The sequence below is a fragment of the Jatrophihabitans endophyticus genome (assembly GCF_900129455.1).
Classification (GTDB): Bacteria; Actinomycetota; Actinomycetes; order Mycobacteriales; family Jatrophihabitantaceae; genus Jatrophihabitans; species Jatrophihabitans endophyticus.
In genome coordinates, this window is the sequence record NZ_FQVU01000002.1 from 568,705 (window position 1) to 590,041 (window position 21,337).

Annotated in this window: 18 protein-coding genes; 13 read left to right on the plus strand and 5 right to left on the minus strand. The window is 72.5% G+C overall.

Annotation, left to right across the window (positions count from 1 at the left end):
- The first annotated feature begins 1 nt into the window (after position 1).
- The gene (locus BUE29_RS08095; RefSeq protein WP_084180834.1) at positions 2-751 is read left to right on the plus strand and encodes a TetR/AcrR family transcriptional regulator; all 750 of its coding nucleotides are present in this window, start codon (positions 2-4) and stop codon (positions 749-751) included.
- A 36-nt stretch (positions 752-787) separates the two neighbouring features.
- Positions 788-1,945, plus strand: coding sequence for a M48 family metallopeptidase (locus BUE29_RS08100; protein WP_073388413.1), 1,158 nt, complete (start codon positions 788-790; stop codon positions 1,943-1,945).
- 15 nt (positions 1,946-1,960) lie between these two features.
- On the opposite strand, the gene BUE29_RS08105 is transcribed toward BUE29_RS08100, so the two are convergent.
- From BUE29_RS08105 to BUE29_RS08115, 3 genes are all read right to left on the minus strand, one after another.
- The gene (locus BUE29_RS08105; protein WP_073388415.1) at positions 1,961-2,809 is read right to left on the minus strand and encodes a MaoC family dehydratase; all 849 of its coding nucleotides are present in this window, start codon (positions 2,807-2,809) and stop codon (positions 1,961-1,963) included.
- 5 nt (positions 2,810-2,814) lie between these two features.
- The gene (locus BUE29_RS08110) at positions 2,815-4,143 is read right to left on the minus strand and encodes a 3-oxoacyl-ACP reductase (protein ID WP_073388418.1); all 1,329 of its coding nucleotides are present in this window, start codon (positions 4,141-4,143) and stop codon (positions 2,815-2,817) included.
- 138 nt (positions 4,144-4,281) lie between these two features.
- On the minus strand, positions 4,282-5,577 hold the full coding sequence (locus BUE29_RS08115; RefSeq protein ID WP_073389546.1) for an acetyl-CoA C-acetyltransferase: 1,296 nt from the start codon (positions 5,575-5,577) through the stop codon (positions 4,282-4,284).
- A 91-nt stretch (positions 5,578-5,668) separates the two neighbouring features.
- On the opposite strand from BUE29_RS08115, the gene BUE29_RS08120 reads away from it, so the two are divergent.
- The 4 genes from BUE29_RS08120 (at position 5,669) to BUE29_RS08135 (ending at position 10,263) form a co-directional block, all read left to right on the plus strand.
- The gene (locus BUE29_RS08120; protein ID WP_073388421.1) at positions 5,669-6,385 is read left to right on the plus strand and encodes a TetR/AcrR family transcriptional regulator; all 717 of its coding nucleotides are present in this window, start codon (positions 5,669-5,671) and stop codon (positions 6,383-6,385) included.
- A 46-nt stretch (positions 6,386-6,431) separates the two neighbouring features.
- The gene (locus BUE29_RS08125; protein WP_073388423.1) at positions 6,432-8,405 is read left to right on the plus strand and encodes an acyl-CoA dehydrogenase family protein; all 1,974 of its coding nucleotides are present in this window, start codon (positions 6,432-6,434) and stop codon (positions 8,403-8,405) included.
- Between the two features lie 166 nt (positions 8,406-8,571).
- On the plus strand, positions 8,572-9,126 hold the full coding sequence (locus BUE29_RS08130; protein ID WP_073388425.1) for a PadR family transcriptional regulator: 555 nt from the start codon (positions 8,572-8,574) through the stop codon (positions 9,124-9,126).
- A gap of 36 nt (positions 9,127-9,162) precedes the next feature.
- On the plus strand, positions 9,163-10,263 hold the full coding sequence (locus BUE29_RS08135) for an inositol-3-phosphate synthase (RefSeq protein WP_073388427.1): 1,101 nt from the start codon (positions 9,163-9,165) through the stop codon (positions 10,261-10,263).
- A 148-nt stretch (positions 10,264-10,411) separates the two neighbouring features.
- Here the strand turns inward: BUE29_RS08135 and BUE29_RS08140 are convergent, their stop codons facing one another.
- The gene (locus BUE29_RS08140; protein ID WP_073388429.1) at positions 10,412-11,020 is read right to left on the minus strand and encodes a YqgE/AlgH family protein; all 609 of its coding nucleotides are present in this window, start codon (positions 11,018-11,020) and stop codon (positions 10,412-10,414) included.
- Between the two features lie 102 nt (positions 11,021-11,122).
- Between BUE29_RS08140 and BUE29_RS08145 the strand changes: the two genes are divergently transcribed.
- Positions 11,123-12,421 carry an MFS transporter gene (locus BUE29_RS08145; protein ID WP_073388432.1) on the plus strand — a complete coding sequence of 433 codons (1,299 nt, stop codon included), beginning with the start codon at positions 11,123-11,125 and terminating at the stop codon, positions 12,419-12,421.
- Positions 12,422-12,425: 4 nt separating this feature from the next.
- Here BUE29_RS08145 and BUE29_RS08150 read toward each other — a convergent pair whose 3' ends face one another.
- Positions 12,426-13,913, minus strand: coding sequence for a CCA tRNA nucleotidyltransferase (locus BUE29_RS08150; RefSeq protein WP_084180836.1), 1,488 nt, complete (start codon positions 13,911-13,913; stop codon positions 12,426-12,428).
- 6 nt (positions 13,914-13,919) lie between these two features.
- Between BUE29_RS08150 and BUE29_RS08155 the strand changes: the two genes are divergently transcribed.
- The 6 genes from BUE29_RS08155 to BUE29_RS08180 all read left to right on the plus strand — a co-directional run bounded on the left by BUE29_RS08155 (position 13,920) and on the right by BUE29_RS08180 (position 21,336).
- Positions 13,920-14,453 carry an NUDIX hydrolase gene (locus tag BUE29_RS08155; protein ID WP_084180837.1) on the plus strand — a complete coding sequence of 178 codons (534 nt, stop codon included), beginning with the start codon at positions 13,920-13,922 and terminating at the stop codon, positions 14,451-14,453.
- A 34-nt stretch (positions 14,454-14,487) separates the two neighbouring features.
- The gene (locus BUE29_RS08160) at positions 14,488-16,683 is read left to right on the plus strand and encodes a DUF6049 family protein (protein WP_073388437.1); all 2,196 of its coding nucleotides are present in this window, start codon (positions 14,488-14,490) and stop codon (positions 16,681-16,683) included.
- Entirely contained in the window at positions 16,680-18,563 is a 1,884-nt protein-coding gene (gene murJ, locus BUE29_RS08165) for a murein biosynthesis integral membrane protein MurJ (RefSeq protein ID WP_143168064.1), read from the plus strand. Before BUE29_RS08160 ends, murJ begins: the two co-directional genes overlap by 4 nt.
- A 77-nt stretch (positions 18,564-18,640) precedes the next feature.
- Entirely contained in the window at positions 18,641-19,627 is a 987-nt protein-coding gene (gene trxB / locus BUE29_RS08170) for a thioredoxin-disulfide reductase (protein WP_073389555.1), read from the plus strand.
- 104 nt (positions 19,628-19,731) lie between these two features.
- Positions 19,732-20,061: a thioredoxin gene (gene trxA, locus BUE29_RS08175; protein WP_073388439.1), complete on the plus strand. Its 330-nt coding sequence runs from the start codon at positions 19,732-19,734 to the stop codon at positions 20,059-20,061.
- A 165-nt stretch (positions 20,062-20,226) separates the two neighbouring features.
- Entirely contained in the window at positions 20,227-21,336 is a 1,110-nt protein-coding gene (locus tag BUE29_RS08180) for an N-acetylmuramoyl-L-alanine amidase (RefSeq protein ID WP_073388442.1), read from the plus strand.
- Position 21,337: the final 1 nt, after the last annotated feature.

A 21,337-nucleotide genomic window follows, 5' to 3' on the forward strand; every position in this document is an offset into this window, starting at 1 on the left:
GATGGCCCCCAGTCCGTCACCGCGCCGGCCGGCGGTGGGCGGGACCGAGAAGGCGCGCGCGAAGGCCGCCGGCCGCCGGCACCGGGCACTCGGGTTGGACGCGATCGTCGACGTGGCGCTGCGGCTGGTCGACCGCGAGGGCATCGACGCCGTCTCGATGCGTCGCGTCGCCGCCGAGTTCGACACCGGTCCGGCCAGCCTCTACGCCTACGTGGCGAACAAGGAGGAGCTGCTCCACCACGTCCTCGACCGCGTGATCGACGAGATGGCGGTGCCCGAGTCCGACGACTGGCAGGAGCTGCTGCGCGGCTACTGGCACGCGGCGCGCGACACCTACGCGCGGCACAACGACGTCGCGCGGCTGAGCTTCGCGCACATCCCCGGCGGAGCCAAGTTCCTGGACCTCGGCGAGCGGCTGCTCGGCGCGATGATCGAGGGCGGGGTGCCCGTCAAGGTCGCGTCCTGGGCGCTCGACATCATGGCGCTCTACGTCGCAGCCGACGTCTTCGAGGGCTGGCTGTTCCGGCAGCGCTACGGCGACGGGCTGTCGGAGGAGGAGATCGGCGCCGAGTTCGTCGAGAAGCTGACCCGCCAGTTCGCGCAGATCACGCCCGCGGCGTACCCGTACCTCACCGCGAACCGAGAGGTGATGATGTCCGGGTCGGGCGACGAACGATTCGCGTTCGGGCTCGACATGCTGATCGCCGGTGTCGCCGCGCAGGTGCCGCCACGGTCACGCCGCACGCGGTGATCGACGGGGCAGCGCCGTGCAGGGCAGGATGACGTCGTGACCGAATCGCCCGACACCGAGCCCGCCGTCGACCAGGACGGCCGGGTCGTCCTGACCGGCATCAGCTCACGTGCCTTCGAGCACCCGGCCGACCGCGCCGCGCTCACCGCGCTGCGCGCGGTCCCGGGATTCGACCAGGTGATCAGGGTGGCCTCCGGCATGCTGCGCGAGCGGCAGTACCGGCTCGTCCACCTGTCGTCCTCGGTGCGCGTGGACGAACGCCAGTTCTCGCGCCTGCACGAGCTGCTCGGCGAGGTCGTCACCGTCCTCGACACCGAGCGGCCCGAGCTGTACGTCTACAACGACCCGTTCCCGAACGCGATCACGCTCGGCGTCGACCGACCGTTCGTCGCCATGAGCAGCAGCCTCTACGACCTGCTCGACGACGACGAGCGACGCTTCGTGCTCGGTCACGAGGTGGGCCACGCGCTGTCGGGCCACGCGCTCTACCAGTCGATGCTGCTGCACCTGCTGAACCTCATCGGCTCGCTCGGCTGGATCCCGGCCAGCGGTCTCGCCCTGCGCGCGATCGTCGCGGCCCTGCGGGAGTGGCAGCGCAAGGCCGAGCTCTCCGGCGACCGCGCGGGCCTGCTCGCCACGCAGGACCCGGCCGCGGCCCTGCGCCTGCACATGAAGACCGCCGGCGGCGCGCACCTCGACCAGATCGACGCCGACGCGTTCCTCGCCCAGGCCGCCGAGTACGAGTCGACCGGTGATCTGCGCGACGGCGTGCTGAAGCTGCTCAACACGGAGCGCACCACGCACCCGTTCGCGGTGGTCCGCGCGGCCGAGCTGCGTCGCTGGTCGGAGTCCGAGGAGTACGCCGCGATCCTGCGCGGCCAGTACCCGCGGCGCGGCGACGACCACACCGCGACGTTCGGCGAGAACGCCCGCGAGGCGGCACGCAGCTACAAGCAGCGCATCGACGAGTCGACCGACCCGCTGATCACCACCGTGCGCAACGTCGGCGCGAACGTCGGCACCGGTTTCGCCTCGGCCGCCGACAGCATCGCCGACTGGTTCGCGCGACGGGCGCGACCGGGCACCGACCAGCAGGACACAGGCGGAGACGTGCCCGCGGACGGGGCAGCGGGCGGCACCGGCACGCAGCCGCCGGACAACGAGCCACCGGCCGGCCCGCCGCCGGCGAGCTGACCGGCGCGACCGCGCTCAGCCGGCCACGGTCCCGGCGAGATGCGGCTTGCCCGACTTCGCGCCCCGCACGTCGAGTTCCCAGCCCGGGCCCGCGTGCGTGGCCGCGACGGCGACCGTCGTGGGCAGCAGGACCGGCAGCTTGAACGACACCTCGGCCGTGAACGCGTCCGGGAGTCGTCCCTCGAGCGAGGCGAGCACCCGCGCCTTGAGCCACATGCCGTGGGCGATCGCCGAGGGGAAGCCGAAGGCCTTGGCCGTCAGTGGGTGCAGGTGGATCGGGTTGCGGTCGCCGGAGACCGCGGCGTAGCGGCGGCCGATGTCACCGGGCACGGCGATCCGCGCCAGCGGTCCCTGCTGCGCGCCGAGCTCGCGACGGGCCGCCTTGTCGCCCGACGACGACCCGCGACGCAGGTACGTCGACCGCCCCGTCCACACGACCTCGCCGTCGACCGTCGCCTCGGCCAGCAGATCGAACTGCCGTCCGGACGGGTGCGGCCGCAGGTCGGCCGCACGGACGGCGAGCGACACCGTCTCGTCGCGGCGCACCGGGCGGTGTTGGGTGATCGTGTTCGCCACGTGCACCAGCCCGACCAGCGGGAACGGGAAAGTGGACTCGGTCATCAGCTTCACCGACAGCGGGAACGCCAGGACGTGCAGGTACGTCGGCGGCAGGACGTCGGCCACCCCGAAGCCGCAGACCCGCTGGTAGTCGACGAGGTGGCGCGCGTCGATGCGCTGGTCAGCCAGCGTGAACTCGGTGCCGGGCAGCGCATCGCCGCCTCCCGAGAAGCGGTGCAGCGGCCCGGTGACCGCGGCCCGCGCGTACAGCGGCAGCAGCGACGGCGCGGACGTCAGCGCGGGCACCGGGCTCAGGCCCCGACGAGGTTCTGGCCGCAGACGCGCAGCACCTGGCCGTTGACCCCGCCGGCCCCGGGCGAGGCCAACCACGCGACCCCCTCGGCGACGTCGACGGGCAGGCCGGCCTGCTGCAGCGACGAGAGCCGGCGCGCGACCTCGCGGGTCGCGAACGGCATCTTCGCCGTCATCTCGGTGTCGATGAATCCGGGCGCGACGGCGTTGATGGTCGAGTCGCCGTGCGCGGCGAACGCGGCGGCCGATGCGCGCACGAGACCGATCACGCCGGACTTGGTGGCGCCGTAGTTGGTCTGGCCGCGGTTGCCCGACAGCCCCGTCGTCGACGACAGGCACACGACGCGCGCCTGCTGGTTGAGCTGGTCGCTGTCGAGCAGCGCGGCGTTGATGGACAGCTGCGACTGCAGGTTCACCGCGATGACGGAGTCCCACTGCTCCGGCTTCATGTTCGCCATCAGCTTGTCGCGGGTGATGCCGGCGTTGTGGACGAGGACGTCCAGCCCCGCCGTCTGGGCCGCGAGGTGCTCGAGCAGCGTGGCCGACGCCTCGGGCGCGGCGACGTCGAGGTGCAGCGCGGTGCCGCCGACACGGTTCGCGACCTTGGCGAGCGCCTCGCCGGCCTGGGTGAGGTCGGCGCAGATGACCTTCGCGCCGTCGCGGGCCAGGACGCCGGCGATGGCGGCGCCGATGCCGCGGGCCGCGCCGGTGACGAGGGCGGTCTTGCCCGCCAGCGGTTGGGTCCAGTCGGCGGGGGCCGGGGCGGTGCCGGCGCCGAGCAGCACCGGCTGACCGTCCACGTACGCCGAGCGGCCGGACAGGAAGAAGCGCAACGCGGCGGGCAGCGACGCCTCGTCCTGCACCCACAGCAGGTTGGCGGTGGCGCCGCGGCGCAGCTCCTTGGCCAGCGAGCGGACGATGCCGTCGAGGGCCTGCCGCGTGGCGTCGGCGGTGATGTCCGCGCCGTCCGCGGGCGTGCCCAGCACGAGGACGCGACCGTTGGCGGCCAGCGCCTTGGTGGCCGGCTGCAGGAACTCGCGCAGCCGCGCGAGGTCGCCGGGGGCCGAGACCGACCGCGCGTCGAGGACGGCGGCAGCGACCTTGACGCCCTCGCCGGCGAGGTCGAGCACCTCGGCGCCGGTGGCCTCGACCGCCTTGCGCAGGCCGGCTGCCGGCTTCGGTGAGGTGGAGCCGAGCAGCACCGGCCCGGGCAGGATCGGCGCGCCGGCCTCGTAGCGGCGCAGCACCGACGGCTGCGGCAGACCCACGCGGGCCGCCACGGCCGAGCCGACCGGCGAGTTGACGAGGTTCAGGTAACGATCACTCATGCGGGGATTTCCTCACGTCATGCGCTCACCGAGGAAGCGCGGGGAATCAGGTTTCGCGTCGCAAGGCGGACGACGAGAGCGGTAGCGCGCTACCGCCGAGGAGGACAACGCGGCGAGGCGGAAGCTGAGCCCCGCGATTCACTTCTCGACGATGGCGACGACACCCTGACCGCCGGCGGCGCAGATAGAGATGAGCCCGCGACCGGAGCCCTTCTCGTGCAGGGTCTTGGCGAGCGACGCGGCGATCCGGCCGCCGGTGGCGGCGAACGGGTGGCCCGCGGCGAGCGACGACCCGTGCACGTTGAGCTTCGTGCGGTCGATCGGGCCCAGCGGGGCGTCCAGACCGAGGCGGGCCTTGCAGAAGTCCGGGTCCTCCCACGCCTTCAACGTCGCGAGCACGGTCGACGCGAAGGCCTCGTGGATCTCGTAGTAGTCGAAGTCCTGCAGCGTGAGCCCGTTGCGGGCGAGCAGCCGCGGCACGGCGTAGGCCGGCGCCAACAGCAGACCCTCCGCCTTCTTGTCGCCGTGCACGTAGTCGACCGCGGCGGTCTCGGCGTCCACGAAGTACGCGAGCACCGGCAGGTTGTGCTGCTGCGCCCAGTCCTCGGAGGCCAGCAGCACCGTCGACGCGCCGTCGGTCAGCGGGGTGGAGTTGCCGGCGGTCATCGTCGCCTCGTCGCCGAGGTTCTTGCCGAACACCGGCGAGAGCTTCGCGAGCTTCTCGACCGACGAGTCCGCGCGCAGGTTCTGGTCACGCGACAGTCCGAGGAAGGGCGTGATGAGGTCGTCCTGGAAGCCGCGGTCGTAGGACGCGGCGAGGTTGCGGTGCGAGGCGGCGGCCAGCTCGTCCTGCGCCTCGCGGGTGATGCCCCACTCGTGCGCGGTAACGGCCTGGTGCTCGCCCATGGACAACCCGGTGCGGGGCTCGGAGTTCTGCGGGATGCTCGGCACCAACTGCTGCGGGCGGATGCCGGCGAGCGCCTTGAGGCGGGCGCCCGCACTCTTCGCGCGGTTGGCGGCCAGCAGCACCTGGCGCAGGTCCTCGTTCACCGCGATCGGGGCGTCGGACGTCGTGTCGACCCCTCCGGCCACGGCCGAGTCGATCTGCCCGAGGGCGATCTTGTTCGCGGTGACGACGAGCGTCTCCAGTCCCGTCCCGCACGCCTGCTGGACGTCGTAGGCCGCCGTCGTGGACGCGAGGCGCGAACCGAGCACGGCTTCGCGGGTCAGGTTGAAGTCGCGGGAGTGCTTGAGCACGGCGCCCGCGACGACCTCGCCGATGCGCTCCTCCTGCAGACCGAACCGCGCGACCAGGCCGTCGAGGGCGGCGGTCAGCATGTCCTGGTTCGACGCCTGCGCGTAGGGGCCGTTGGACCGGGCGAACGGGATGCGGTTGCCGCCCACGATGGCGGCACGTCGAGTGTTCACGAGGATCCTCTCGCTGGTGTGCGGTCCGCGCCGGGCGCGGTTGCCACGCGACAGTACGGAACTAGTCGGACCAACAGTATCGGGTACTTTGTGTCTCGTGAACGACCGTGTGTCCCGACTAACGGCCGACGGGCGCAGCGCCCGGTGGGCCGAGCACCGGGTGGCGCGCCGCGAGGAGCTCATCGACCACGCCGTCACCGCGATCGGCGAGTACGGCAGCGAGGTCGGCGTCGACCGGATCGCCGCGACCGCCGGCACGAGCAAGGCCGTCATCTACCGCTACTTCGCCGACAAGGGCGACCTCTACCGCTGCGTCGGCCGGCGCGTGATCGATCAGATCGTGGACGCGCTGCAGGCGGTGCACACCGCGGCGGACGAGCAGCCCACCGACCCGCGGTCGCTGCTCTTCCGCGCCATCGACGGCTACCTGTCGCTGCTCGACGACAACCCCGAGCTGTTCCGTTTCGTCGCCCAGCACCGGCTGCTGCCCGAGGCCCGCGCCGGACGACCGACCCCGGCCGATCACAGCGACCCGGTGACGGCGATCCTCACCCGCGTCCTCGGCGACCAGCTCCGCGGCTGCGGGCTCGACCCGGCCGGCGCGCAGCCGTGGGGCGAGGCCGCGGTCGGGTTCATCCGCGCCGCCAGCCTGTGGTGGCTCGACCATCCGCGCGACATGACGCGCCCGCAGCTCACCGAGTACCTCGCCGCCCTGCTGTGGGGCGGCGCCGCCGGTGTGTTCCAGTCCGCCGGGCTGGCGGTCGACGCCCGCCCGGCCGCGGGTGTCTTCCGCCCGGCGGACTCACGCACGTGACGATCGACGCGCATCGAGGGCCGGTGTCGGCGGGTACACCGAGCGCATGACGCACACTCTCGACGCCGCGGATTCCGGGATCCTCCGGGACGTTCTGGACGGCCGCTGGGCCGACGTCCGCCGGGAGGCGCGCGAGCTCGCCAAGGACCCGCGGTTCACCGTCGAGGTCGGGCAGGACACCGAGGAGCAGCGCGCCCGCACCTTCGAGCGGCTCGCCGCGCTCGCCGAGGGCGGCTACGCCCGGCTCGGCTTCCCCACCCGCTACGGCGGCGCCAACGACGTGGGCGGCTCGATCACCGCGTTCGAGATGCAGGGCATGGGTGACCTGTCGCTGCTGGTCAAGGCGGGTGTGCAGTGGGGGTTGTTCGGCGGCGCGATCCTGCACCTGGGCACCGAACGTCATCACGAGAAGTACCTCGCCGACATCGTCTCGCTCGACCTGCTCGGCTGCTTCGCGATGACCGAGACCGGCCACGGCTCGGATGTCGCGAACGTCCGCACCACGGCCACGTTCGATCCCGACACCGACGAGTTCGTCGTCACGACACCCTCGACGTCGGCCCGCAAGGAGTACATCGGCAACGCCGCCCGCGACGGCCGGGTCGCGGTGGTGTTCGCGCAGCTCGTCACCGGTGGTGAGCTGCACGGCGTGCACGCGTTCGTCGTGCCGATCCGCGACGCCGACGGCAATCCCGCCCCGAACGTCCGGATCGAGGACTGCGGACTCAAGGCGGGGCTGAACGGCGTGGACAACGGTCGGCTGTACTTCGACGACGTGCGCATCCCGCGTGACAACCTGCTCAACCGCTATGCCGACGTCGCCGCCGACGGCAGCTACACGACGCCGATCGAGAACAAGACCGCGCGCTTCTTCACCATGCTCGGCACGCTCGTGCAGGGTCGGATCAGCGTGGCCGGCGGTGCCGGCAGCGCCACCAAGGTCGCCCTCGCGATCGCACTGCGCTACGGCAACTCGCGCAAGCAGTTCGAGAACCCGGCGACCGGTGACGAGATCACCGTGCTGGACTATCTCGGCCACCAGCGCAAGCTGTTGCCCGCGCTCGCCAAGACGTACGCGTTGCACTTCGCGCAGCTCGAGCTGGTCGCGGGCCTGGACGAGACGACCCCCGACCTCGACCTGCCCGTCGCCGAGCAGCACCCGGCCGAGCACCCCGACCGCCGCGAGCTCGAGACGCGTGCCGCCGGCGTGAAGGCGATCGGCACGTGGCACGCGACGGCGACCATCCAGGCCTGTCGCGAGGCCTGCGGCGGTGCCGGCTATCTGGCCGAGAACCGGTTGCCGGGGCTCAAGGCCGACACCGACGTGTTCACCACCTTCGAGGGCGACAACACCGTCCTGCTGCAGCTCGTCGCGAAGGAATTGCTCACCGGGTACTCCGAGCACTTCGGCAACCTCGACCTGCGCGGCACCGCACTGTTCGTCGCCGACCAGGTCGTCGAGACCGTCATCGAGCGGGCCGGGGGACGCCGGCTGCTGCAGCGGCTCCGCGACGCCGCGCCGTCCCGCTCGGACGAGGGCAGCGTCTTCGACCACGACTGGCAGATCTCGATGTTCACCCACCGCGAGAAGCACATGCTCGAGTCGCTGGCGATGCGGCTGCGCCGCGCGATGGACGCGGACGACCAGTTCGCGGTCTTCAACGCCGCGCAGGACCACCTGCTGGGCGCCGCCCGCGCCCACGTCGACGGCGTCCTGCTCGCCGCGTTCGTGCACGCCATCGAGCAGGTGCCCGCCGGCCCGGAGCGTGACCTGCTCGTCTCGCTGTGCGACCTCTACGCGCTGTCGACGATCGAGGCCGAACGCGGCTGGTTCGCCGAGCACGGCATGCTCACCGCGAACCGCTCCAAGGCCGTCATTGCCGCGGTGAACGAGCTCTGCGGCGCGATCCGTCCGCAGGCGCTGACCCTGGTCGACGCGTTCGGCGTCCCCGACTCCGCGATCGCCGCCCCGATCGCCTGGCCCGAGGACGTCCCGGAGGCCGGTGGCATCAACCCCTGAGCGCCGGGAACGGCCCGGCCGGTCACCGACGCGACCCGTCGCGGTGGCCCGTTGTTCACCGCGACGTCGCCGCCCTCTCGCGCTGATGTATCGTGCTGATACATCGCGTCGAAACGCTCGGCGCGGGTCCCCGCCAGGGACGAATCCGGACGAACGGGGGCGGCGCGTGCTGGAGATCGCCGTTCTCGGGCTGCTCAACGAGAGCCCGATGCACGGGTACGAGATCCGCAAGCGGCTCGCGACCACCCTCGGGACGTTCCGGGCGTTCTCCTACGGCTCGCTCTACCCCACCCTGCGACGGCTGTCCGACGCCGGGTGGATCTCCGAGGAGTCACCGCTCGCCGAGACCGGCACCGCCCGGTCCCGTCGCGGCAAGCGCGTCTACCAGCTGACGGCCGAGGGCAAGGAACACCTCGCCGACCTGCTGGCCGACGTCGGTCCCGACGCCTTCGACGACGAGGGCTTCGGCGCCCGGCTGGCGTTCTTCGCGCAGACGCGCTCGGACGTCCGGCTGCAGATCCTCGAAGGTCGGCGCCGCCGAGTCGAGGAGAAGCGCGACGGGATGAAGCGGGCCCGCACCGGTGAGCGGTTCGACCGCTACACCCGCGAGCTGCACGAGCACGGCCTCGAGTCGGTCGACCGCGAGGTCCGCTGGCTCACCGAGCTCATCGAGACCGAGCGCACCGAGAACGCCCGAACCGACCCCCCGCACGACCGCTAACAGCCCAGCAGCACCGAACAGAAGGAGGAAGCCCTGATGGCTTCGCAGTCCGCGAGCGGCAAGATCCGCGTCGCAATCGTGGGTGTGGGCAACTGCTCCGCATCCCTCGTCCAGGGCGTCCACTTCTACCGCGACGCCGACCCCGCGACCAAGGTCCCGGGCCTCATGCACGTCAACTTCGGCGACTACCACGTCAGCGACATCGAGTTCGTCGCCGCGTTCGACGTCGACGCCAAGAAGGTCGGCCTCGACCTGTCGCAGGCCATCGCGGCCAGCGAGAACAACACCATCAAGATCTGCGACGTCCCGCAGCTCGACGTGCCGGTGCAGCGTGGTCACACGCTCGACGGCCTCGGCAAGTACTACCGCGAGACGATCGAGGAGTCCCTCGAGGAGCCCGTCGACGTCGTCCAGGTGCTCAAGGACCAGGCCGTCGACGTCCTGATCTGCTACCTGCCCGTCGGCTCCGAGGACGCGGCGAAGTTCTACGCGCAGTGCGCCATCGACGCCAAGGTCGCCTTCGTCAACGCGCTGCCGGTGTTCATCGCCAGCACCCCCGAGTGGGCCCAGAAGTTCACCGACGCCGGTGTCCCGATCGTCGGCGACGACATCAAGAGCCAGGTCGGCGCCACCATCACGCACCGCGTGCTGACCAAGCTGTTCGAGGATCGCGGCGTCGAGGTGCAGCGCACCTACCAGCTCAACGTCGGCGGCAACATGGACTTCAAGAACATGCTCGAGCGTGACCGGCTCGAGTCCAAGAAGATCTCCAAGACGCAGTCGGTCACCTCCCAGGTCCCCGACCGCGACCTCGGCGAGCGCAACGTCCACATCGGCCCGTCCGACTACGTCGCGTGGCTCGACGACCGCAAGTGGGCCTTCGTCCGGCTCGAGGGCAAGACCTTCGGCGACGTGCCGCTGAACCTCGAGTACAAGCTCGAGGTCTGGGACTCCCCCAACTCGGCGGGCATCATCATCGACGCGCTGCGCGCCGCGAAGATCGCCAAGGACCGCGGCATCGGCGGCCCGATCCTGTCGGCGTCGAGCTACTTCATGAAGTCCCCGCCGGTCCAGTACTTCGACGACGAGGCCCGCAAGGCCGTGCAGGACTTCATCGACGGCACCGTCGAACGGTAGGCACGGCAGCACGGCACGACCGAACGACTCCGGCAGGGCCGGTCCGTCCAGCGACGGACCGGCCCTGCGCCGTTCGCCAGTCCAACGCGCGCGGCTCGCCGTAGCGTGCGGACCGCCCGCAGCCGCGGGTGTGGGACGTTGTCCGCGCTCAGTTCAGTGCGATGTCCTCGGGGTAGGTCGACAGCAGCGACAACGGCGCCGGCTGCCGGCGCAACACGTGCATCCACATGCTGCGCGGGGACTCGCTGAACAGGTCGTCCGGGCTCCCCGACAGCGGCCACCACGCGCCTTCGGCGATCTCGTCGTCGAGCTGCCCGGGCGACCAGCCCGCATGGCCGGCGAACACCCGCAGCCGGCGTGCGATGGGAGCGATCACCGCGACGTCGCCGTCGAGGTCGACGGTGGTGACGCCGTCCACGACCTCGTGCATGCCGTCCGCGGCGTCGTCGGCCGGTGCGAGGCCCGGATCGAGCAGGCCGAGGCACAGCGCACCGTCGGGCTGGACCGGGCCGCCGCCGAACACGACCGCAGGCCCGCTCACCGCGTCGTGCCAGTCGGGCAGCACCTGGCCGACCGGCGTGTGGCTGGGGCGGTTGAGCACCACGCCGACCGTCCCGCCGCCGTCGTGCTCGAGCAGGTAGACGACCGTCCGGCTGAAGTGCGGGTCGCCGAGCAGCGGGGTGGCGACGAGCAGGCTGCCGGCCGTGGGTTCGTGGCGCAGCCGAGCCGGCAAGAAAGACCAGTCCGCCTTCGCCATGCGCTCATCTTGGCGCGTCGGACGGCCGCGCGGCCACACCCGCGGCGGGACTTCCCGCCGCCGGCCGTCACCATCGGCCCTCCCCTGGCTAACCTCGACCTCATGCCGCGGCGCCGTCACCTGCTCGCCGCGCTCGCCGCCGGCGACTTCCGCCGCCTGCTCGCCGTCCGCATCGCGGGTCAGTTCGGCGACGGTGCGTTCCAGGCCAGCCTCGCCGGCGCCGTGCTGTTCAATCCCGAGCGGCAGGCCGCGGCCGCGGACGTCGCGGCCGGGTTCGCCGTGCTGCTGCTGCCCTACTCGCTGATCGGACCGTTCGCCGGCGTCCTGCTCGACCGGTGGTGGCGGCAGCGGATCCTCATCGTCGCGAACACGGCACGCGCCGGCGGCCTGCTGGTGTTCGCCGCCGGCATCGGGGCAGGGCTGTCCGGCCTCGGGTTCTACGCCGCGGCGCTCGTCCTCATCTCCGTCGCCCGCTTCCTGCTCTCGGCGCTGAGCGCCGCGCTGCCCCGGGTCGTGCCCCGGGCGGAACTGGTCACCGCCAACTCGTTCACGACGACCGTGGGCACGGTCGCGGCGGTGGCCGGCGGCGGCGCCGCCATCGGCGCACGCGCCCTCCTGGGTTCGGGGACGGGCGACTACGCCCTCATCGCCGCCGCGGCGGCCGTCCCGTACCTGCTCGCGGCGTTCGCCGCCGGCCGGTTCGCGCGGTCCCGCCTCGGACCGTCCGCGCACGAGCGCGCCACGCGCGAGTCGCTGCGCGAGGTCGTCCGGGGCCTGGCGGCCGGGTTGGCGCACGTCCGCTCACGACGACCGGTGCTGCACGGCCTCACGGTCGTCGCCGTCCACCGGCTGGGCTACGGCGTCACCACCGTGTGCACGGTGCTGCTCTACCGCAATCGCTTCGACGACCAGGGCTTCTTCCGCGCTGGGCTGGCGGGCCTGACCCAGGTGGTGACCATGATCGCCGTCGGCGGTGCGCTGGCGGCGGCCGTCACGCCCGCCGCGTTCCGCCGCTTCGGCGCCCCGGGCTGGCCGGCGCTGCTGCTGCTCGGCGCCGCCGCCGTGCTGCTCTCGTTCGTGCTGAGCTACCGGTTGCCGTTGCTGCTCGTGGCGGCGCTGCTGCTCGGCTTCGCCGCGCAGGGCGTCAAGATCAGCGTCGACACGCTGGTGCAGCAGTACGTCGACGACGCCTTCCGCGGACGGGTGTTCGCGCTCTACGACACGTTGTTCAACGTGACGCTCGTCGTCGCCGCCGTGCTCACCGCGACCGTGCTGCCCGCCGACGGGCACAGCCCGGCGTCGGTGGTGGTCATCGCGGTGGGCTACGTCGTCGCGGCCGCCTGCTACGCGCGGCTCGCCGTCGCGACCCGGCCGTCGGGCGCGTCGGTCACGCCGGGCTGAGCCCTCACCCGTCGACGCGGTCGGCCCACCAGGTGCGCAGCTCGGCGACGGCGCGGTCGTGGCCCAGCGGACCGTGCTCCATACGCAGCGCGAGCAGGTGCTGGTACGCCTGACCGACCTCACGACCGGGCGCGATCCCCAGGATCGCCATGATCTCGTTGCCGTCGAGATCGGGCCGGATGGCGTCGAGCTCCTCCTGCGCCTGCAGCGCCGCGATGCGCTCCTCGAGGGTGTCGTACGCGTGCGACAGCGCCGCTGCCTTGCGCTTGTTGCGCGTCGTGCAGTCGGAGCGGACGAGCTTGTGCAGCCGCGGCAGCAGCGGTCCGGCGTCCTGCACGTAACGGCGTACCGCGGAGTCGGTCCAGCCGCTCGTCCGGTACCCGTAGAAGCGCAGGTGCAGGTAGACGAGCTGCCCGACGTCCTGGATCAGCTGGTTGGGCGCGCGCAACGTCTTCAACCGCTTGCGGGCCATGCGCGCACCCACCACCTCGTGGTGGTGGAACGTGACGCGGCCGCCGGACGCGAACTCGCGGGTGGCGGGCTTGCCGATGTCGTGCAGCAGCGCCGCCCAGCGCAGCGTGACGTCGGGCTCGCCGTCCTCGAGGTCGATCGCCTGGTCGAGCACCTGCAGCGTGTGGGCGTAGACGTCCTTGTGCTGTCCGTGCTCGTCGGCGGCCATACGCAGCGCCGGCAGCTCGGGTAGGACCACCTCGGCGAGGCCGGTGTCGACCATGACCTCGAGCCCCGCCCGCGGCGTACGACCGGCCAGCAGCTTGGTGAGCTCGGCCAGTACCCGCTCGGGCGTGATCCGGGCGAGCTCGCCGGCCAGCGCCTGCATGGCCGCGGCCACCGTCGGGTCGATGGCGACGCCCAGCGCCGAGACGAACCGGGCGGCGCGCAGCATGCGCAGCGGGTCGTCCCCGAAGGACTCCGCGGGCGCCCCGGGGGTGCGCAGCACGCCGCGGGCCAGGTCGGCGAGCCCCTGGTAGGGGTCGGTGAAGGTGCGCTCGCCGGTGACCGAGACCGCCATCGCGTTCATGGTGAAGTCGCGGCGCCGCAGGTCGGCGACGAGCGAGTCGCCGAACCGCACCTCGGGATTGCGGCTGACGCCGTCGTACGCGTCGGCACGGAACGTCGTGATCTCGCACAGCAGGGGCCCGATCCGTGCCCCCACCGTGCCGAAGCGGATGCCCGTCGTCCAGGTGGCGGCGGCGAGGGGCTCGACGATCGCCAGGATCGCCTCCGGACGCGCGTCGGTCGTGAAGTCGAGGTCGTCGCAGGGACGGCCCATGAGGGCGTCACGGACCGGCCCGCCGACCAGGTGCAGCTCGTGACCGGCGCGCGCGAAGGCGGCGCCGAGGGCCACCGCGGCGTCCGGGAGCGGGACGAGATCGCCGGGTGAGGTCACCTGGGCAGTCACCTGAGCTCGGGGAAGGACGGGGTCGGCACGCGGGGTCACGGACGGCCAGCGTACCGAGGCGCCGGTTACCATCGGGCCATGTCCCCGACCCCGGAGCCGCGACCCCCCCAGGGCGCGGCGCCCGGCCCGGGTGAGCGGTCGTCCCGCGGCAACCGGCGCCGCCGGCCACGGCGCTGGCTGCGGCAGGTCGACGAGTTCAGCGCCGGCGGACTGGTGGTCGATCTGGCCGGCACGGTGCCCCGCGGCGCGCTGATCGGACGCACCGACCGGCAGGGCCGGTTGCTGTGGTCGCTGCCCAAGGGTCACATCGAGGCCGGTGAGACGGCCGAGCAGGCGGCGGTCCGCGAGGTCGAGGAGGAGACCGGCATCGCCGGCGAGATCGTCGCCGAGCTCGGCACCATCGACTTCTGGTTCGTCGCCGAGGGGCGGCGCATCCACAAGACCGTCCGGCACTACCTGCTGCGACGCACCGGCGGCGAGCTCTCCGACTCCGACGTCGAGGTCGACGAGGTCGCCTGGGTGCCGCTCGACGAGATCCGCGGCCAGCTGGCCTATCCGGACGAGCGGGGTCTCGTCGACACCGCCGGCCGATTGCTCGCGGATACGGCGTGAGCGACGCACGGTCGGCGGACCGGTGGCGCGGCGCATGACGCGCCCACCGCGGGCACTACGGGTACTGCCGGCCCTGCTCGTCGCCCTCACCTGCGCCACCGTCCCCGCCGCGGCCTCGTCGTGGGCCGGTCCCGCGCACGCGCAGCAACAGCGCGCCGGCAGCGTGCAGCTGCGGGTCGTGGGCATGTCGCCGGTCGCGCCCGCCCGCTCGGAGACCAAACGCGCGTTGACGGTCACGCTCGACGTCACGAACACGACCGGCGCCCCGGTCTCGGGCGTGCGCATCACCGGCCGCCGCGGCGCGCCGCTGCAGACCCAATCGGCTCTCGACGAGGTCGTCGCCGACCGCACCCCCCAGCCCGACGGCGTCGGCATCGCCCCGACCCGCCCGGTCTCGCTCGACGTGCCCGCCGACGGCCTGGCCCACCGCGTGGTGTTCCGCACCACCTACGGCGTGCCGAACGACGCGGGCGTGTGCCAGTGCGGCGACGGCGTGTACCCGCTGTACTTCGCCGCCGAGCACGTCTCGTCCGCGGGTGCGGTGAAGCAGCTGGACGTCGCCGTCAGCTTCCTGCCCTCGTTCCTCGAGCAGCCGAAACGGGTGCGTGTCGGCTGGGTCTGGCCCCTGCTCGACCGTCCGCACCGACTGCTGGACGAGACCGTCTTCCTCGACGACGACCTGGCCGCGTCGGTCGCCGGCGGTCGGCTCGACCGAGCGCTGCAGGTCCTGGAACGGCTGGACACGAAGATCCCCGTCACGGCGGTCGTCGACCCGGAGCTGCTCGACGAGCTGGAGATCATGGCCGAGACGAGCTACACCGTGCGCACCGCGACGGGGCGCACGGCGGGCGTGGGACGCGAGGCGGCGCGGTCGTGGCTCGAACGGCTGCGCATGCTGCTCGCGTCGACGTCGCGGGTGCGGCTCTCGCTCACGCCCTACGCCGACCCCGACGTGCAGTCGCTGGCCGCCCGGCAGGTCCACTGGACGACGACCCTGCCGGCCGGCATGGCCCGCCGGGTGGCGCGGGCGCTCGGCGGGGTGGACACGGCCGACGACGTCGCGTGGCCGGCAGGCGGGACGGTCGGGCGGAGCGCGCTCACCACGATGGCGGCGGCCGGCGTCAAGACGGTCGTCGTGGACGGCTCGGCGGTGTCGCCGAGCAGGCAGGGCGGTCGGCAGGTCGCGATCGCTCGGCTGCGGACCTCGGCGGGGACGGTCGCGGCCGCGGTCGCGTCCCCGACCATGACCAGGCTCGTCGAACCGGCCGTGACGGCCGACGACGGCAGCGCCGCCACCGTGCCGGCGCTGACGGCCGAGATCGCGATCCGGGCCGCACAGGCGAAGAACGCCGCGCCGTACGCCGTCCTGACACCGTCGCGCTACGTCGACCCGGACCCCGCCCGGGCGGTGCGCGCGATCGAGACCACCAGCACCTCGCCGTTCGCCACCCCGGTCGGCGTCGCCGACGTCGGCTCCGCGCTGCCGGCGCGCGCGAGCACGCTGCGGGCTCGGGCGGGCAGCGACACCGGCGGCCTGCCCGAGGCGAACGTCACCGCGACCGAGAAGGCCTACGCCGACCTGCCGACGGTCGACACGCTCCTCGCGCGCGCCACGAGCGCGCGGCCGCTGCTCGCCAAGCTGCCCCGCGCCGTGCAACGTCTGACCTCGTCGGCGTGGCGCACGTCGGGTGGGGCGCCCGGTCACGCCGCCGGGCCGCAGCTGGCCGCCGCCCTCACCCGCACCGTCGACCGCCTCGTGACCGGCGTCCACATCGTGAAGCCGGCGTCGAGCAGCTACACCCTCGGCTCGGACAGCTCGTCACTGCCGATAACGGTGGAGAACGAGCTGCCGTATCCCGTCGAGATCGCGGTCTACGTCGCGGCCAAGGACAGCGTGCCGGGCTACTCGATGGTCGGCACCCCACGGACCCGCACGATCGACCCCAACACCAAGCAGACGCTGAAGGTGCCGAGCCGCCTGGAACGATCGGGACGCATCCCGGTGGCCGCGCGGCTGTGGACCGCGAAGAGCACGCCGCTGGGTCCGTCGGTCGAGCTGTCCGTGCGCAGCACCGTGTTCGGGGCCATCGGGGTGGTCATCACCGTCGTCGCCGGTGGCGTGTTGGCGCTCGCGCTGCTCGTGCGCTTCGTCCGCCGACTGCGTCGCCTGCGTCGCAAGGCCGCTCAGCGTGCCGCCCGCCCCACCGCCCTGGCGGGCGAGGCGCCGTGACGACGCGCGTGACCGAGGACGACTGGAGCCGGCCGACCCTCTACAACGCCACCCAGGCCATCGAGCCGAGGACGTTCACCGAGCTCGACCCCATCGGCTCGGTCGTGGTGTCGAGCTTCGACGACGGCGACGAGCCGACGTGGGGGACGACGACCCTCGTCGGCAAGCCGCGGCACCGGCGGGCGGCGTCGCCGACCACGGAGCCGACCACGGAGCCGGACGGCACCGAGCCGGACGGCACCGCCGAGCCCGCCCCACCCGAGGGCACCACCCCCGTCGAGGACGACCGCAGCAATCGCGGCCTGCTCGCCGCCAGCGGGTCGATGGCGGTCGCATCGCTCGTCAGCCGGATCACCGGCTTCCTGCGCACCATCTTCATCGTCGCCGCGCTGGGCCTGGCCGGTGTCGGCAACGCCTACAACTCCGCGAACACGTTCCCGAACATGGTGTACGAGCTGCTGCTCGGCGGCGTGCTGTCGAGCGTGCTCGTCCCGCTGCTGGTGCACGCGCAGAGCGAGGACGACGACGACGGCGTCGCCTATACCCAGCGGCTGCTCTCGCTCGCCGCCGCCGGTCTCGGCGTCATGACCATCCTGGCGGTCCTGGCCGCACCGTGGATCTCGGCCGCCTTCGTCCCCGACGGCCCCGGACGGGACCTCACCAGCATCTTCGCGACGCTGCTGCTGCCCGAGATCTTCTTCTACGGTCTCGGCGCCATGTTCATGGCGGTCCTCAACATCCGCCACAGCTACCGCGCGGGCGCGTGGTCGCCGGTGCTCAACAACGTCATCATGATCGCCACCGTGCTCGTGTTCTGGCTGCTGCCCGGCCCGAGCACGCTCGACCCCACCACGATCACCACCACGCAGATCGTCGTGCTCGGCGTGGGCACGACGCTCGGCATCGCCGCGCAGGCCCTCGTGCTCGTGCCGTCGCTGCGGACGGTCGGGTTCCACTGGCAGTGGCGCTTCCGCGCCCGCCCCGAGGAGCGCGGTCGCATGCGCGAGGTCGGCGTCCTCGCCGGCTGGGTGCTCGCCTACGTGGTCGTGAGCCAGGTGGGTGTCTCGATCATCCAGAAGGTCGGCAACGACAACCTGGGATACAGCGTCTTCACCGCCGCCGACCTGCTGTTCCAGATGCCCTACGGCATCCTCGTCGTCTCCCTGCTCACCGCGATCATGCCGCGGCTGTCGCGCGCGGCGCTGCGCGAGGACCACGAGGCCGTGATCGAGGACCTCGGGCTCGGGGCCCGCCTGTCGGCCATCGCGCTCGTCCCCATCACCGCCGGGTTGATCGCGCTCGGCCCGGTCATGTCGGTGACGCTGTTCGCCTACGGCGAGACCTCCATCGACGGTGGCCACCTCATCGGCTCGGCGCTCGCGTGGTCGGCCTTCGGCCTCTTCCCGTTCGCGCTGGTGATGCTGCAGCTGCGGGTGTTCTACGCCATGCGCGACGGCCGCACCCCCACCCTGATCAACACCTTCATGGTCGCCACCAAGATCGTCCTCGTGCTCGTCTCGAACGAGGCGTTCGCCGGGACCGAGCACGCCGTCGAGTGGCTGAACATCTCGACCTCGCTGTCCTACGTGGTCGGTGCCGTGGTGGGCCACGTCGTGCTGACGCGGCGCCTGGGCTCGCTGCGCTTCGGTCCCGTGACGCGCACGCTGCTGCAGATCGGCTTCGCCTCGGTGCTCGGGGGCGCCGCCGCCTACGGCGTCGTGCTGCTCGCCCAGGACGCGCTCGGCGCGGGCCACGCCGGCTCCACGGTGGCGCTCGTCGGCGGCGGCGTCGCCGGGCTGATCGTGCTCGGCGTCGTCGCGTGGCGGATGCGCATCCCGGCCGTCGAGCAGGCGATCGCTACCGTGCGAGGAGCGCGATGACGGGGAATGACCCGGACGTCGACGCGGTTCCAGAGAGCGTGCCAGCGGGCACGAAGCAGATCGAGAGGGTGCATTCGATGACCGAGCATCGCAACGTGATCGTCGTCGGGTCCGGCCCGGCGGGGTACACGGCGGCTCTCTACACCGCGCGAGCCGACCTCGCGCCACTCGTGTTCGAGGGCTCGCAGTACGGCGGCGCGCTGATGAACACGACCGAGGTCGAGAACTTCCCCGGGTTCCCGGACGGCATCATGGGCCCGCAGCTGATGGACCACATCCGCACGCAGGCCGAGCGTTTCGGAGCCGAGCTGGTCGCCGACGACGTCGTGTCGGTGGACCTCGCCGGGCCGGTCAAGACCGTGCGCACGCTCGACGGCGAGTACACCGCCGACGCCGTGGTGCTCGCCATGGGCTCGGCGTACCGCAAGCTCGGCATCACCCGCGAGGACGAGCTGTCCGGCCGCGGCGTGAGCTGGTGCGCGACGTGCGACGGCTTCTTCTTCCGCGACAAGGACATCGCGGTCGTCGGCGGTGGCGACACCGCGATGGAGGAGGCCACCTTCCTCACCCGCTTCGCGAAGTCGGTGACGATCGTCCACCGCCGCGACTCCCTGCGGGCCAGCGCGATCATGGCCGAGCGGGCCGAGAAGGACCCGAAGATCACCTTTCTCTGGAACAGCGAGGTCGTCGACATCCACGGCCAGGGCTCGGTCTCGGGGCTGCACGTCCGCGACACGACGACCGGGGCCGAGCGCGACCTGGAGGTCGGCGGGCTGTTCATCGCCATCGGCCACGAACCGCGCAGCGAGCTGGTCGTCGGCCAGGTCGAGCTGGACGACGAGGGGTACGTGCTCACCGGCGAGGGCACGCTGACCAACCTCCCCGGCGTCTTCGCGGCCGGCGACCTCGTCGACCACACCTACCGGCAGGCGATCACCGCCGCCGGCACCGGCTGCCAGGCCGCGCTCGACGCCGAGCGGTACCTGGCGGGCCTGCCGCAGCGCACCGAGTCCAACACCGCCGAGGCGCAGCACGCGGTGTCGCCGACGTCCGTCGCCGGCTGAGCCTTCCCCGCCGTACCCGCCGCTAGCCTGGGAATGGCCCCGGCCGTCCCGACGTTCCAACCGGCGTCCAGCTCGGACGCATCGACTATCAGGAGACATCGCTCATGGGCGCGAACACCAAGACAGTCACCGACAGCAGCTTCAGCACCGACGTGCTCGGCGCGGACGAGCCGGTACTGGTCGATTTCTGGGCCGAGTGGTGCGGGCCGTGCCGCCAGGTCGCCCCCGTCCTCGAGGAGATCGCCGGCGAGCAACAGGGCAAGCTGACGATCGCCAAGCTCAACATCGACGAGAACCCCGAGACCGCGCGGAACTACCAGGTCATGTCGATCCCGACCATGGCCGTCTTCCACAAGGGCGAGCTCGTCAAGACGATCGTGGGCGCCCGTCCCAAGGCCGCCATCCTGCGCGAGCTCACCGAGTTCACCGGCTGACCGACGCCTGAGCGTCATCGCGCCCGTGCGGGCGCGACCAGCGATGCTGTGCCGTCGAGGCGGTCGCGCGGCGCGCCCGCGCGACCGCCTCGTGCGCTGTCCCCGCCCCTGGTGGGGCAGAATGACCCGTGCAGCCCGCCCGCCCCTCGACGACGATTGGCCCTGATGCAGCCCTTGCGACGCGGCATGACCGGCAGTGCCGTCGCCGAGGTCCGCACGATGCTGGCGACGATCGGGCTGCTCAACAACACCGAGTCCCGCTCCGCGGACAGCTTCGACGAGGCGACCGAGCTGGCCGTCCGCCACTTCCAGCAGCGGCGGGGCATCTCGGTCGACGGCCGGGTCGGCGACGAGACGTACGCGGCCCTGACCGGCGCCCACTGGAAGCTCGGCGACCGCGTGCTGGCGCACGAGTCGGGTCACCTGCTCACCGGTGACGACGTCACCGAGCTGCAGACGCAGCTCGTCGAGCTGGGCTTCGCGCTCGGCAAGGCCGACGGGGTCTTCGGACCGTCCACGGCCGAGGCGCTGCGCGGCTTCCAGCGCGACTACGGGCTCATCGCCGACGGCATCTGCGGTCTCGGCACGCTGCGCGCCCTGCGCCAGCTCGGCCGGCGGGTCGTCGGCGGCCGGCCGCAGCTGCTGCGCGACATGATGGCCGTCGCCGACGCCGGGCCGAGCCTGCTCGGCAAGCGGATCGTCATCGATGCCGGCCACGGCGGTGCCGACCGCGGTGTCGTCGCCGACGGGGTCAGCGAGGCGGACCTCGTCTGGGACATCGCGTCGCGCCTCGAGGGGCGCTTCGCCGCGCTCGGGGTGCAGGCCTGGCCGACCCGGGGGCCGCACACCGGTCCGAGCGAGCAGGAACGCGCGCAGTTCGCCAACGACATCGGGGCCGACCTCGTGGTCTCCCTGCACGTCGACGGGTGGACGTCGCCGCAGGCCCACGGCGTCGCCGCGTACTACTACGGCGCGGGCGAGTCCACGTCCACCATCGGCGAGCGGCTCGCCGACCTCGCGCAACGCGAGGTGGTCGCGCGCACCGGCCTCGGCGACAACCGCATCCACGGCAAGACCTGGGCGCTGCTGCGGCTGACCCGCATGCCCACCGTGCGAGTGGAGCTCGGGTACTTGACCGCCACCGGCGACCGGCTCCGGCTGTGCGACACGCAGGTCCGCGACGCGATCGCCGAGGGTCTGCTCGTCGCGATCCAGCGCCTCTACCTCCCCACCGCGGACGACCCGCCCACGGGCGTCATGCGCATCTCGGCCTGAC

What these genes read in the sequence shown, in the direction of transcription:
- BUE29_RS08095 (WP_084180834.1), top strand. Translation starts at nt 2, where the DNA reads ATGGCCCCCAGTCCGTCACCGCGCCGGCCGGCGGTGGGCGGGACCGAG.
- BUE29_RS08110 (WP_073388418.1), bottom strand. Translation starts at nt 4,143, where the DNA reads ATGAGTGATCGTTACCTGAACCTCGTCAACTCGCCGGTCGGCTCGGCC.
- BUE29_RS08125 (WP_073388423.1), top strand. Translation starts at nt 6,432, where the DNA reads ATGACGCACACTCTCGACGCCGCGGATTCCGGGATCCTCCGGGACGTT.
- BUE29_RS08135 (WP_073388427.1), top strand. Translation starts at nt 9,163, where the DNA reads ATGGCTTCGCAGTCCGCGAGCGGCAAGATCCGCGTCGCAATCGTGGGT.
- BUE29_RS08140 (WP_073388429.1), bottom strand. Translation starts at nt 11,020, where the DNA reads ATGGCGAAGGCGGACTGGTCTTTCTTGCCGGCTCGGCTGCGCCACGAA.
- BUE29_RS08145 (WP_073388432.1), top strand. Translation starts at nt 11,123, where the DNA reads ATGCCGCGGCGCCGTCACCTGCTCGCCGCGCTCGCCGCCGGCGACTTC.
- BUE29_RS08150 (WP_084180836.1), bottom strand. Translation starts at nt 13,913, where the DNA reads ATGGTAACCGGCGCCTCGGTACGCTGGCCGTCCGTGACCCCGCGTGCC.
- BUE29_RS08155 (WP_084180837.1), top strand. Translation starts at nt 13,920, where the DNA reads ATGTCCCCGACCCCGGAGCCGCGACCCCCCCAGGGCGCGGCGCCCGGC.
- BUE29_RS08160 (WP_073388437.1), top strand. Translation starts at nt 14,488, where the DNA reads ATGACGCGCCCACCGCGGGCACTACGGGTACTGCCGGCCCTGCTCGTC.
- trxB (WP_073389555.1), top strand. Translation starts at nt 18,641, where the DNA reads ATGACCGAGCATCGCAACGTGATCGTCGTCGGGTCCGGCCCGGCGGGG.
- trxA (WP_073388439.1), top strand. Translation starts at nt 19,732, where the DNA reads ATGGGCGCGAACACCAAGACAGTCACCGACAGCAGCTTCAGCACCGAC.
- BUE29_RS08180 (WP_073388442.1), top strand. Translation starts at nt 20,227, where the DNA reads ATGCAGCCCTTGCGACGCGGCATGACCGGCAGTGCCGTCGCCGAGGTC.